The sequence below is a fragment of the Ruegeria sp. HKCCA4008 genome (genome assembly GCF_013033125.1).
Classification (GTDB): domain Bacteria; phylum Pseudomonadota; class Alphaproteobacteria; order Rhodobacterales; family Rhodobacteraceae; genus Ruegeria.
Genome location: NZ_WQDM01000001.1, coordinates 147,480 through 159,976, shown reverse-complemented (window position 1 = coordinate 159,976; position 12,497 = coordinate 147,480). Strand labels below are relative to the sequence as shown.

The 12,497-nt window shown below is 59.0% G+C and carries 10 protein-coding genes and 2 tRNA genes; 9 read left to right on the top strand and 3 right to left on the bottom strand.

The features are described 5' to 3' along the window. Positions 1 to 4: 4 nt before the first annotated feature. Positions 5 to 508: a division/cell wall cluster transcriptional repressor MraZ gene (gene mraZ, locus GOW60_RS00815; protein ID WP_171227893.1), complete on the bottom strand. Its 504-nt coding sequence runs from the start codon at positions 506 to 508 to the stop codon at positions 5 to 7. Positions 509 to 1,474: 966 nt separating this feature from the next. Here mraZ and GOW60_RS00810 point away from each other — a divergent pair. Next, a complete protein-coding gene (locus GOW60_RS00810) occupies positions 1,475 to 1,699 on the top strand; it encodes a DUF1127 domain-containing protein (protein ID WP_152458673.1) in 225 nt (74 codons plus the stop codon). A gap of 373 nt (positions 1,700 to 2,072) precedes the next feature. Continuing rightward, the gene (locus GOW60_RS00805; RefSeq protein WP_171227892.1) at positions 2,073 to 2,363 is read left to right on the top strand and encodes a DUF1330 domain-containing protein; all 291 of its coding nucleotides are present in this window, start codon (positions 2,073 to 2,075) and stop codon (positions 2,361 to 2,363) included. A gap of 4 nt (positions 2,364 to 2,367) precedes the next feature. On the opposite strand, the gene GOW60_RS00800 is transcribed toward GOW60_RS00805, so the two are convergent. Then, the gene (locus tag GOW60_RS00800) at positions 2,368 to 4,761 is read right to left on the bottom strand and encodes an ATP-dependent helicase (protein ID WP_171227891.1); all 2,394 of its coding nucleotides are present in this window, start codon (positions 4,759 to 4,761) and stop codon (positions 2,368 to 2,370) included. Between the two features lie 179 nt (positions 4,762 to 4,940). On the opposite strand from GOW60_RS00800, the gene GOW60_RS21385 reads away from it, so the two are divergent. The 5 genes from GOW60_RS21385 (at position 4,941) to GOW60_RS00780 (ending at position 11,939) form a co-directional block, all read left to right on the top strand. Continuing rightward, positions 4,941 to 5,252, top strand: coding sequence for a hypothetical protein (locus tag GOW60_RS21385; RefSeq protein WP_371813315.1), 312 nt, complete (start codon positions 4,941 to 4,943; stop codon positions 5,250 to 5,252). After that, positions 5,253 to 6,863, top strand: coding sequence for a diguanylate cyclase (locus tag GOW60_RS00795; protein WP_371813314.1), 1,611 nt, complete (start codon positions 5,253 to 5,255; stop codon positions 6,861 to 6,863). It abuts the gene before it with no gap. Next, positions 6,757 to 7,878 (top strand): alpha-hydroxy acid oxidase, encoded by a 1,122-nt coding sequence (locus tag GOW60_RS00790; protein WP_171227890.1) that lies wholly within the window; start codon positions 6,757 to 6,759, stop codon positions 7,876 to 7,878. The genes GOW60_RS00795 and GOW60_RS00790 overlap by 107 nt, the downstream gene beginning before the upstream one ends. A 160-nt stretch (positions 7,879 to 8,038) precedes the next feature. Then, on the top strand, positions 8,039 to 11,476 hold the full coding sequence (locus GOW60_RS00785; RefSeq protein WP_171227889.1) for a pyruvate carboxylase: 3,438 nt from the start codon (positions 8,039 to 8,041) through the stop codon (positions 11,474 to 11,476). Positions 11,477 to 11,555: 79 nt separating this feature from the next. Further along, entirely contained in the window at positions 11,556 to 11,939 is a 384-nt protein-coding gene (locus tag GOW60_RS00780; protein ID WP_171227888.1) for an MAPEG family protein, read from the top strand. A gap of 15 nt (positions 11,940 to 11,954) precedes the next feature. On the opposite strand, the gene GOW60_RS00775 is transcribed toward GOW60_RS00780, so the two are convergent. Continuing rightward, positions 11,955 to 12,107 carry a hypothetical protein gene (locus GOW60_RS00775; RefSeq protein ID WP_171114892.1) on the bottom strand — a complete coding sequence of 51 codons (153 nt, stop codon included), beginning with the start codon at positions 12,105 to 12,107 and terminating at the stop codon, positions 11,955 to 11,957. 150 nt (positions 12,108 to 12,257) lie between these two features. Here GOW60_RS00775 and GOW60_RS00770 point away from each other — a divergent pair. Continuing rightward, a tRNA-Gly gene (locus GOW60_RS00770) sits at positions 12,258 to 12,332 on the top strand. A gap of 33 nt (positions 12,333 to 12,365) precedes the next feature. Further along, positions 12,366 to 12,440, top strand: a tRNA-Gly gene (locus GOW60_RS00765). Positions 12,441 to 12,497 lie beyond the last annotated feature (57 nt).

Below are 12,497 nucleotides of genomic sequence, written 5' to 3'. Positions count from 1 at the left end.
GCCGTCACCCGCCCTCGACTTCATCGAGGAATTCCAGCGGATCAACATCGTCGCCAAGGCCGTCCAGCCATTCCTCGGTCGCCGCCAGTTCCTCGGATTCGTAGGTCTCGGGCTTCCAGATCTGAAAAGTATCCCCGGCGGCGATAAAAAACGCCTCTGCCTCAAGACCAATCTTCTTGCGCAGCTTTGCGGGCAGGACCAGCCGCCCGGTTTCGTCGACATTGGTCGGGAAGGACTGCCCGTGGAACAGGCGCTGCAACATCTTGCGCTTCATCGAACCGCGTGGCAGCGCGTCGATCTTGGCATCGACCTCGTCGATGGCCTGCATGGTATAGCATTCCAGGTATTTGCGGCGATGATCCCCGTAGACGATCACAAGCTCTGGATTGTCGCCGGGTTGCCAGTTGGGATCGGAGGATTCAAGCACGCGGCGAAACGAGGCCGGGATCGACACCCTGCCTTTCGCATCCACCTTATGGTGGCTTTCACCTCTAAACCTGCGCGCCAAGACGACTGTCCCTTTCGCTTGCGCCCCACTTGAAATTCGCGTTCCCCCCGGATGAAAAACGGCGGGTTGATCTGCTGCCACTGATCAACCCGCCGCATTGACCCGCTTTGCGGGATGTCCAGCTGCACGCGCCACCTGGGGGGATGTCTGCTCGCCCGCGCGCCGGATCTCTTGATTGATGAAAGCGAGATGCCTGTATGAAACCTGATTGTTTTTGGTCGGGGTCGTTTGGTGCCCCTGCTGCCTCGTCCTCATCGGATGTACAAGGGATGCCATGGGAATTCATGGAAATCAACAGGAATTTTGCGAACCGTGTTCCATGAATCACGCCTCAGGAACAATACCACCATGAAACTTGAACGCAATAACACCAACTATAGGGCAGAGTAACACAACACCCCCTATATATAGATAATTTGAGGTTGAAATTTTTTTCCCACGATTTCCCAAAAAATCAAAAGAATTGCAGTTTTGATTGGAAAAACCCAGCATCCTTGGGTAGCGATCTCGCAGAATCATTCGCTTTTCGCGCGCAATTCCGACGGGACTTCACCCCCGACAACCACATCAGCCCATGAAATCCCGTGGCGTTCAGGCAATAGGCCCTGCGACCTGCGAAACCGGCAAACTGGGCATAAAGGAACAGCTGAACCGCCGTGCTTTGCCTGACGCTTCGGTCACACGCACGTCTAGAATTGTTTTGTTGCGCACAAATTCCAACCAACACCGCTCAATTAAAGGGCAAGCCATCAGAAGGCCATGTTTCCGCTGTCACCCGTGACCCAAGGGAAGGCCCAATGTTTCAAGGCGCATTTCGAGTTGAAGGAAAAAACTGAACCAATCTATGCGCTTGCTGCATAGCAGCATTGACGACGCGACCTATTGTGCAATCGCAGCATTTGCCTATTTTCAACCTCAAGCAAGGGCCGAGCGTAATCGGCAAAGCAGATAAATACGGATGATGAGATGGCAGTCGCAAGCACACATACAGCCTCGAAGAGCGCACCGGCGTTCGGAATCGCAACTTTGATCGAAAACGCAAAGGCGCGTTTTGCCCGCTATCGTATGTATCGCCAGACCGTCAATGAGCTGGCAGGACTGTCGGACCGTGAACTGGCCGATCTGGGCCTGCACCGGTCCATGATCCGCCGGGTGGCCATGCAGGCCGCCAACGATCACATCGCGCAATAAGCGCGCCACGAACACCGAGATCAGGCCCTTCCTCCTCCCTTAGGGTCTGTTATCAGCGGCAACGTCTCTCCTCCTCCCTGACGTTGCCGCACCAAATACCGGCCTCAACCCGCCGGATCCTGATACATCGAGGCTCTCCTCCTCCCTGCCTTGATGTTGAAAGCGCGCGGCGACGCCTTCCTCCTCCCTGACGTCGCCGCGTCTTCTCCATACCGGGCTCAACCCCGGGTTCGAATACATCGGGGCTCTCCTCCTCCCTGCTCTGATGTTGACAAAACGGCGGTTCCCCTTCCTCCTCCCTGGGAACCGCCGTTTTTTTGTTTTTCTGACATAGGTGTAAGATGGCCCTCTGATTTCTGATCCGGAGGAAACAATGGCCGCCTATTTCATCGCGCAGATCGATATCGACGACCCGGATGGGTATCAGGATTATCTGGCGGGTTTCATGCCGATCTTCGACCGTCACAAAGGCCGCCTGCTCACGGTTTCATCGAAACCGGTCGAACGGATAGAAGGCGATTGGCACGAAGGTGGCATTGTGCTGATGGAATTTCCGGACCTTGCCGCGGCGAAAGCCTGGAAAGATGACCCTGATTACATCGAGCTGGCGAAGATCCGGCAAGCCACCGCCTCGACCAATCTGGTTCTGGTCGAAGGGCTATGACGCCTCAGAACGGGACGTCATCCTTGTTGGTCAGAAAGCGTGAGACCACTTTCTTTGTGCCTGCCTTGTCGAATTCGACTTCGACCTTGTCGCCCTCGATCCCGACAACCGCGCCATAGCCGAATTTCTGGTGGAACACCCGTTCCCCCAGCGTGAAACTGGCCACTGCGGTCGCGTCGATCACCGTGTTGCGGGATTCGCGCGGCTGCGACATGCCGTGTTGCCCCTGGCGCGCCTGCATCCGTCTCCAGCCCGGCGAGTTGTAGACATTCGCTTCGGCCGCGCGGGTTTCAATGCCCGCAGCGGGCTGGCCGCTACCATAGAGACCCGGAGGCGTAAGGACCTCAACGTGATCTTCCGGCAATTCGTCGATGAAGCGCGAGGGCATCGAGTTCTGCCACTGCCCGAACACCCGCCGGTTGGCGGCAAAAGAAATGGTACACACTTCTTCGGCACGGGTGATGCCGACATAGGCCAGGCGCCGCTCTTCCTCGAGCCCCTTGAGCCCGGATTCGTCCATTGACCGCTGCGAGGGGAACAGCCCGTCTTCCCAGCCCGGCAGGAAGACGGCGGGAAACTCCAGCCCCTTGGCCGCATGCAGGGTCATGATCGAAACCTTGGCGCCGTCGCTGTCCTGTTCGTTGTCCATGACCAGACTGACATGTTCCAGAAACCCTTGCAGGTTTTCGAAATTGTCGAGCTGGTTCACCAGTTCCTTGAGGTTTTCAAGGCGTCCCGGCGCTTCGGGCGTCTTGTCGTTCTGCCAGTGGGCAGTATAGCCGGATTCGTCGAGAATGATCTGCGCAAGTTCGATATGCGTATGCTCGGGCGCGCCGAACCGCATGGGCGAACCGTCATCGATCACCGAATCGTCGTCCACCTCGATCCGTGGCCCACGCGTCATCGCATTCCAACGCGCCAGACCGTCGATCAGTTCGCGCAGCGCCTTGCCGCCCTTGCCCTTGATCAGCCCGTTATCAACCGCAATCCGAGCCCCTTCGACCAGTGACACCCCATTTTCGCGCGCGGTCATCTGGATGGTTTGCTGCGCCTTGTCGCCAAGGCCGCGTTTTGGCGTGTTTACGATTCTCTCAAACGCAAGATCATCCTCGGGGCTGACCACCAGCCGGAAATAGGCCATGGCATCGCGAATCTCCATCCGCTCGTAAAAGCGCGGGCCGCCAATCACCTTGTAGGGCAGGCCGATGGTCAGGAACCGGTCCTCGAAGGCGCGCATCTGGTGGCTGGCGCGCACGAGGATCGCGATTTCATCAAGGTTCATCGGTCGAATTCCGCGCGTACCGCCCTGCATCGCGTCGATCTCCTCGCCGATCCAGCGCGCCTCTTCCTCGCCATCCCAATGGCCGATCAGGCGGACCTTGTGACCTTCCTCGGCTTCGGTCCACAGTTCTTTGCCCAGGCGGTTTTCATTGCCGCGAATGACGTTCGACGCAGCCGCCAGAATATGCGGGGTCGAGCGGTAGTTCTGTTCCAGCCGCACCACATGGGCGCCGGGAAAGTCCTTTTCGAAGCGCAGGATGTTGCCCACCTCGGCCCCGCGCCAGCCATAGATCGACTGATCGTCATCGCCGACGCAGCAGATGTTCTTGTGCCCTCCGGCCAGCAGGCGCAGCCACAGATATTGGGCGATGTTGGTGTCCTGATACTCGTCCACCAGGATATAGCGGAACCAGCGCTGGTATTGCTCCAGAACATCCTGATGGGTCTGGAAGATCGTAACCATGTGCAGAAGCAGATCGCCGAAATCCACCGCATTCAATTCGCGCAGGCGGGTCTGATATTGGGCATAGAGCTCAATGCCCTTGTTGTCATAGGCGCCGGCATCGGAGGCTGGCACCCTGTCGGGTGTCAGCGCACGGTTCTTCCAATCGTCGATGATTCCCAGCAACATCCGCGCAGGCCAGCGTTTGTCGTCGATATTTGCGGCCTGCACCAACTGCTTGAGCAGGCGCAGCTGGTCGTCGGTATCCAGTATGGTGAAGTTCGATTTCAAATCGACCAGTTCCGCATGGCGGCGCAGCAGTTTGACGCAGATCGAATGAAAGGTACCCAGCCATGGCATCCCCTCGGCGGGCTGCCCCAGCAGGCGGCCCACCCGTTCCTTCATCTCGCGCGCGGCCTTGTTGGTGAAGGTTACCGACAGAATCTCATTCGGACGTGCGCGCGCAGTGTTTAGAAGATGCGCGATCCGGGTGGTCAGAGCCTTGGTCTTGCCCGTCCCGGCACCTGCCAGCATCAGAACCGGGCCATCCAGACGCTCGACCGCGTCCCGTTGCGCCGGGTTCAGTTCATCCAGATAGGGCGAAGGGTGCACGGCCATGGCTCGCGCCGACAGCGATGCGCCCTCGAAGGCGTCCATTTCGTCAAAACTGCTCATGGCCCCAAACTACGCCGGATAAGCGCGAAGGGAAAGGGTTTGTTCACTGCTTGTTCACAGACTTTCCGCACTTCTTTTTGCATTCAATTCTAAACAAACACACCACCGCCCCGCACCCCCGTTAACTCTCTGTCAAATCCTGACTGGGATGTTTGGCAGAGTGTAGTGGGAGCGGACAAATGAAACAGGCGGAACTGACGGGTCAGTCCTCGAGGCTTAAAATGATAGGCGTGGCCCTGATGCTGCTCGCGCTGACGGCAGCAGCGGGCTGGGGTATCTATGCCGCCCCGGCGCCAGTGGTTGATCGCATGCTGGAAGCAGACCTGCGAAAAAACGCGATGCGGATGAGCCGTCAGCTCGAAAGCCATCTGAACGATCTTGAACAGACATTCCGTTTTCACGCATTGACCGATCATGACCGGGAGTTTCTGGAGCTACTGCCCGAAACCACGGACATTTACCGCTTCAAGCTGTTTGATGCTTCGGCGTAGGTGTTCTGGTCGACCCGAGCCAGCGACGTCGGCTTCGTGAATACGAAACCCTATTTCCAGTCGATCATCGCCGCTGGGGGCCTTTTTTACAAACACGAAGAGAAGCCGGTTACCGAAGTTGATTCCTTTGTTGTCGACAATTCCCGTGATACGGAACTGAGCAGCCGCCATGTGGCCGAGGTTTATACGCCGATCATCAAGGATGCGACGTTCATGGGCGCGATCGAGTTCTATTCCGACATAACCGACCTGCGGAACCTGTTCATCACGCGCGTTCGCCTGTCTCTGGCGCTGCTGAGCGGGGTCGCCCTGCTGGCGCTGACGACTGTCATCCTGATTGTCCACCGCACCAACCGTCGTCAGGTTCGCGACCTTCGCAAACGGGCCCAGAAAGAGAGGGAGCTGATGGACGAGCAACTGCGCCTGGCCCGAGAGGTCCGCCTGTTGGGTGAATTGAACGAATGGCTGCAATCAAGCCGGTCGCTGGATGAACTGTTCGACATGGTGTCTCGCTTCATGACCCATATCCTGCCAGAGGCCGAAGGCAGCGTGTACGTCTACTCAAACTCACGCGACGTGCTGGATGGCTGCGCCAGCTGGAACGGTGGATCCCATAAATCCCACATTCATCCCGAAGGATGCTGGGGCTTGCGGCGCGGCCGGACCTACGAGTTCGGCGCATCCGAGATTGATTTTGTCTGCGAACACGCCGAACCGCATGACGGGCGGCCTTATTTCTGCTTTGCCATTCTGGCCCATGGCGAAACCTTTGGTCTTTTGCATCTGCGGGCACTTGAGGGGCGCGAAGACTGCTTCAACAAGAGCCGCAAGCTCGCCCAATTGTGCGCCGAACAGATCAGTATGGCGATCGCCAATGTCCGCATGCGGGATCAGCTGCACGACCAATCGGTACGAGATCCGCTGACCGGGCTGTTCAATCGCCGCCATATGACCGAGATGCTGCGCAAGTCCATCAGCCGCAGCCAGCAGACGGGCGCCGCACTAAGCCTGATCGCGGTGGACGTGGATCACTTCAAGAAGTTCAACGATACTCATGGGCATGATGCGGGCGACATGGTGTTGCGCGCCGTCGGCGCCGCCTTGGAGCAAGGGTGCGACCGGGATGAAGTCGCCTGCCGCATCGGTGGGGAAGAGTTCATGCTGATCCTGCCTGACAACAGCCCCGAAGATGCCGTGACCCGCGCCGAACAACTGCGCCAGGCGGTTGAAGCCGTAACCGTACGATATGGCGAGAAGGCATTGCCTCGCATTACGATATCGGTCGGGGTCGCACATTACCCGGCCCACGGCACCATGCCGCAGGACCTGATGCGCGCGGCAGACGATGCGCTTTATGTCGCCAAGGACAAGGGGCGCAACCAGGTGCATGTTGCAAGCGGCACCAGGAACCAGACCAAAAATGCGCCGCCTGAACACCGGCAACCACCTAAGGATGCAGCTCAAAAAAACTTGCCGAATCGCATGGCAGGTCGGATCAATCTGCATGGACTTGCACAGCACCTATCCCGGCATACCGGATCTGAAACACCGTGCGCGCCGTCGTCTGCCGCATTTCGTGTGGGAGTATATCGACAGTGGAACCGGGATTGAAACGACACTGCACCGGAACCGCCAGGCGCTGGATGAGGTGCGCCTCTGCCCCTCGATCCTGCATGGTGAGTTGGACTTTGATACGTCAAAGACGTTTCTCGACGCTTCGTATCCGCTGCCGTTCGGAATCGCGCCGATCGGAATGTCCGGGCTGGTCTGGCCCCGCGCCGAGCAACTGCTTGCCAGCGCGGCCGCAGAGGCGGGTATTCCCTATACCCTGTCGACCGTAGCCAGCCAAAGCCCTGAAGACATGGCACCGCATCTTGGGGACAATGCCTGGTTCCAGCTTTACCCGCCCCGGGATCCGGATATTCGAAAAGACCTGCTGAACCGGGTCCGCAAGGCCGGGTTCAAGACCCTGGTCCTCACCGGGGATGTTCCCGTCGCATCGCGCAGGGAAAGGCAGACACGATCGGGTCTGCGGCAACCGCCAAAGCTGACCCCGCGCATTCTGGCGCAGATCGCCCAAAGACCCGCCTGGGCGATGGGCATGCTGCGCAACGGTGTGCCGCGTATGCGAACGCTGGACAAATATATCGAAAACCCCGGAAATCTGCCGCCCACGGCTCATATCGGTTACCTGCTTCGAACCTCGCCGGATCTGGACTATGTCAAATGGCTGCGCGACCATTGGGACGGTCCGCTTGTCCTGAAGGGTGTCCTGCGACCAGAGGATACAAGCAGGCTGGAACAGGTCGGTGTCGATGCTTTGTGGGTGTCGAATCATGGCGGTCGGCAATTTGACGCGGCCCCGGCCAGCATCGAGGTTCTGCCCTATGTCCGGGATGCAACCCGCCTGCCCCTGATCTTCGACAGCGGTGTCGAAGGCGGTCTGGATATCTTGCGGGCCATGTCGCTGGGCGCAGACTTCGTCATGCTCGGGCGGGCTTTTTTGTTTGGTCTCGCGGCACTTGGCGCGCGGGGGCCTGCACATGTCATCGAGATTCTCAGGCAGGACCTGCATGCAAATATGGGCCAGATGGGCCTGGCAAGCCTGTGTCAGATTGAGAGTTAACGTTAAACATTTGATGCTGCGGCGCAGCAAAAGTATAAGGGCGCTGCGATCATAGGGCGTTTGCGAGCGATAACATGCCGGTTCTACCCAGAAGAACGGATATACCTGCGCGTATTCTCCGCCCAATAAGACGCCCATACACAAAAGACCGGGACCTATCATGACAGACTTCAACAAGATCCTGATCGCCAACCGCGGCGAGATTGCCATCCGCGTCATGCGCGCAGCAAACGAGATGGGAAAACGAACCGTCGCCGTCTACGCTGAAGAAGACAAACTGGGCCTGCACCGGTTCAAGGCGGACGAGGCGTATCAGATCGGTGAAGGCATGGGGCCGGTTGCCGCGTATCTTTCGATCGACGAGATCATCCGTGTTGCCAAGCAATGTGGTGCCGACGCGATTCATCCGGGCTATGGCCTGCTGTCCGAGAACCCGGATTTCGTCGATGCCTGCGTCAAGAACGGCATCACCTTCATCGGCCCCAAGGCGGAAACCATGCGCGCGCTTGGCGACAAGGCCAGCGCGCGACGCGTAGCCATCGAAGCCGGCGTGCCGGTCATTCCTGCCACCGAAGTTCTGGGCGATGACATGGACGCAATCCGCAAGGAGGCCGCCGAAATCGGCTATCCGCTGATGCTCAAGGCGTCCTGGGGCGGCGGCGGGCGCGGCATGCGCCCGATCCAGTCGGAAGAAGAGCTGGAAGAGAAAGTGCTGGAAGGCCGTCGCGAGGCCGAGGCCGCATTCGGCAACGGCGAGGGTTATCTGGAAAAGATGATCATTCGTGCGCGCCACGTCGAGGTGCAGATCCTGGGCGACAAGCATGGTGAAATCTATCACCTGTATGAACGCGACTGCTCGGTCCAGCGCCGGAACCAGAAGGTCGTGGAACGCGCCCCTGCCCCGTATCTGAGCGACGAACAGCGCGCCGAGATCTGCGAGCTTGGCCGCAGGATCTGTGCGCATGTCAATTACGAATGTGCCGGCACGGTCGAGTTCCTGATGGATATGGACACCGGCAAGTTCTATTTCATCGAAGTCAATCCGCGCGTACAGGTCGAACACACCGTGACCGAAGAAGTCACCGGTATCGACATCGTGCAGGCGCAGATCCTGATCGCCGAAGGCAAGACGCTGGCCGAGGCGACCGGCATGGCCAGCCAAAAGGATATCCAGCTCAACGGTCACGCGTTGCAGACACGGATCACCACCGAGGACCCGCAGAACAACTTCATCCCCGATTATGGCCGGATCACCGCCTATCGTTCGGCCACCGGCATGGGCATTCGTCTGGATGGCGGCACGGCCTATGCGGGCGGGGTGATTACGCGCTACTACGACTCGCTGCTGACTAAGGTTACGGCCTGGGCCCCCACGCCCGAAAAGGCGATCTCTCGGATGGACCGTGCCCTGCGCGAGTTCCGTATCCGCGGGGTTTCGACGAATATCGACTTCGTCATCAACCTGCTCAAGCATCCGACCTTTTTGTCGAATGAATACACCACCAAGTTCATCGACACGACGCCCGAACTGTTCACCTTCAAAAAGCGGCGCGACCGCGGCACCAAGGTTCTGACCTACATCGCGGACATCACCGTGAACGGGCATCCCGAAACCAAGGACCGCCCGCGCCCGCGCGCCGACCTGAAGGAGGCCAGGCCTCCGGCGCTGAAGGCCGAACCGCAGATGGGTACGCGCAACCTGCTGGAGCAGAAGGGCCCGCAGGCGGTGGCCGACTGGATGAAGGCGCAGCGTCAACTGCTGATCACCGACACCACCATGCGCGACGGGCACCAATCTCTGCTGGCGACCCGGATGCGCTCGATCGACATGATCAAGGTGGCTCCCTCCTATGCGGCGAACCTGCCGCAGCTGTTCTCGGTCGAATGCTGGGGCGGCGCGACTTTCGACGTGGCGTATCGGTTCTTGCAGGAATGCCCGTGGCAGCGCCTGCGGGACCTGCGCGAGGCGATGCCGAACCTGATGACCCAGATGCTGCTGCGCGGCGCAAACGGCGTGGGCTATACGAACTATCCTGACAACGTGGTGCAGGAGTTCGTGCGCCAGGCAGCGACAGGAATTGACGTGTTTCGTGTCTTCGACTCGCTGAACTGGGTCGAAAACATGCGCGTGGCGATGGATGCGGTCGTCGATAGCGGCAAGATTTGCGAAGGTACCGTCTGTTACACTGGCGATATTCTTGACCCGGATCGCGCCAAGTACGACCTGAAATATTATGTCGGCATGGCGAAAGAGCTGCGCGACGCCGGCGCGCATGTTCTGGGCCTCAAGGACATGGCGGGCCTGCTGAAACCGGCCGCGGCCAAGATCCTGATCCGTGCGCTGAAAGAAGAGGTCGGGCTGCCGATACACTTCCACACTCATGACACCGCCGGCATTGCCAGCGCGACCATTCTGGCCGCGTCCGAGGCGGGTGTGGATGCAGTTGACTGCGCGATGGACAGCTTCTCGGGCAACACCAGCCAGGCGACGCTGGGTACGGTTGTCGAGGCGCTGCGTCATACCGACCGCGACACCGGGCTGGACATCAAGGCCATCCGTGAAATCAGCGATTACTTCGAGGCTGTGCGTGGCCAGTATGCGGCCTTCGAATCCAGCCTTCAGGCCCCCGCTTCCGAGGTCTATCTGCACGAGATGCCGGGCGGTCAGTTCACCAACCTCAAGGCGCAGGCACGCAGCCTGGGTCTGGAAGAACGCTGGCACGAAGTCGCCCAGATGTATGCTGACGTGAACCAGATGTTCGGTGATATCGTGAAGGTCACGCCGTCGTCCAAGGTCGTTGGAGACATGGCGCTGATGATGGTCAGCCAGAACATGACACGTGAACAGGTCGAGGACCCGAATACCGACGTAGCCTTCCCCGATTCGGTCGTGGACATGATGCGCGGCAATCTGGGTCAGCCTCCGGGCGGTTTCCCCGAGACCATCATCAAGAAGGTGCTGAAAGACGAGGTTCCCAATACGCAGCGACCCGGCAAGGACGTGCCCCCGGTCGATCTTGAAGCCACCCGCGCCGAGCTGTCCAAACAGCTGGAAGGCAAAGAGGTCGATGACGAGGATCTGAACGGATACCTGATGTATCCCAAGGTGTTCCTGGACTACATGGGTCGCCACCGGGTCTATGGCCCGGTCCGTACCCTGCCAACGCGCACCTTCTTCTACGGCATGGAGCCGGGCGAAGAGATCACCGCGGAAATCGACCCCGGCAAGACGCTGGAAATCCGGTGTCAGGCCATCGGCGAAACGGATGAAAAGGGCGAGGTCAAAGTGTTCTTTGAACTCAACGGCCAACCGCGCGTGATCCGGGTTCCGAACCGCATGGTCACCTCGGCCACGCAGGCGCGGCCCAAGGCCGAGGTCGGCAACCCGGATCATGTCGGTGCGCCGATGCCCGGTGTTGTTGCCACCGTCGCCGTAACAGCGGGCCAGCAGGTCAAGGAAGGCGACATGTTGCTGACCATCGAGGCGATGAAGATGGAAACCGGCATCCACGCCGAGCGCGATGCGACCGTCAAGGCCGTTCATGTGCAGCCCGGTGGCCAGATTGACGCAAAGGACCTTCTGGTCGAGCTGGAATAACCTGCCGAACCGGTTACAGTTCAAAGGGCCGCGCGGGAAACCGCGCGGCCCTTTTTCTATGCTGGAACGGAGACCCACCATGCTTGCTATCACCCCGATCTATGCGGCCCTGATCGCTATTCTTTATGTGGCACTCAGCGTCAAAGTGATCCTTCAGCGCCGCAGCGACAAAATCTCGGTCGGGGATGGGGGCAGCAAATTGATGATCAAGGCGATACGGACACATTCCAATTGCGCCGAATACGCCCCTATCGCCCTTTTGCTGATCGCCATGGTGGAGTTGCAGGGCGCCGGAGGGTTGCTTGTGCATATACTGGGTTTGATGTTGCTGGCCGGGCGTCTGCTGCACGCTTACGGATTCGGGCGCACGCCCCAGATCGTCATCCTGCGGCAGGCTGGCATGAGCCTGACGTTCCTGGCCATTATGGTTGCGGCCATCGCCAACCTGATTCTGGCGCTGTAGCTCGGTTGGCGGGTGTTATCCCGTCAGATCCGTAATCATCACATGGGGCGCTTTCGACAAAACGGGCGTGATCTGACCGTGTTCGTGATCGTCCGATTTCGGCATCGCGGTGACCAGCAAGATCATTGCGGCCAGCGCCATTATCTTCATGTCTGCAACAGAAATCATGAAAGCCCCTCTGCCTGTGTCCTTTTTTGATCCGTGTTTGAGATTGAACGGGCCAGATGCCGGGTTCCGTCGAAATATTTTTCCTCTATTTTGTGTTTTTCCGCTTGCAGCCCCGCGTGGGAATTTATAAATCCCTCCTCACTCAACGGCGCGGGCGTAGCTCAGGGGTAGAGCATAACCTTGCCAAGGTTAGGGTCGGGCGTTCGAATCGCCTCGCCCGCTCCATTGAGAGGTCTTCGGACCACATATGTATCTGATGCGGGCGTAGCTCAGGGGTAGAGCATAACCTTGCCAAGGTTAGGGTCGGGCGTTCGAATCGCCTCGCCCGCTCCAGATACAAAATTCTCCAGACATGCTGGTTCTTCACATGACATTGCGTCATTCTGGTTG

Coding starts and splice junctions, on each gene's coding strand:
- GOW60_RS00810 (WP_152458673.1), top strand. CDS start 1,475: ATGGCAGTCGCAAGCACACATACAGCCTCGAAGAGCGCACCGGCGTTC.
- GOW60_RS00805 (WP_171227892.1), top strand. CDS start 2,073: ATGGCCGCCTATTTCATCGCGCAGATCGATATCGACGACCCGGATGGG.
- GOW60_RS00800 (WP_171227891.1), bottom strand. CDS start 4,761: ATGAGCAGTTTTGACGAAATGGACGCCTTCGAGGGCGCATCGCTGTCG.
- GOW60_RS21385 (WP_371813315.1), top strand. CDS start 4,941: ATGAAACAGGCGGAACTGACGGGTCAGTCCTCGAGGCTTAAAATGATA.
- GOW60_RS00790 (WP_171227890.1), top strand. CDS start 6,757: ATGGACTTGCACAGCACCTATCCCGGCATACCGGATCTGAAACACCGT.
- GOW60_RS00785 (WP_171227889.1), top strand. CDS start 8,039: ATGACAGACTTCAACAAGATCCTGATCGCCAACCGCGGCGAGATTGCC.
- GOW60_RS00780 (WP_171227888.1), top strand. CDS start 11,556: ATGCTTGCTATCACCCCGATCTATGCGGCCCTGATCGCTATTCTTTAT.
- GOW60_RS00775 (WP_171114892.1), bottom strand. CDS start 12,107: ATGATTTCTGTTGCAGACATGAAGATAATGGCGCTGGCCGCAATGATC.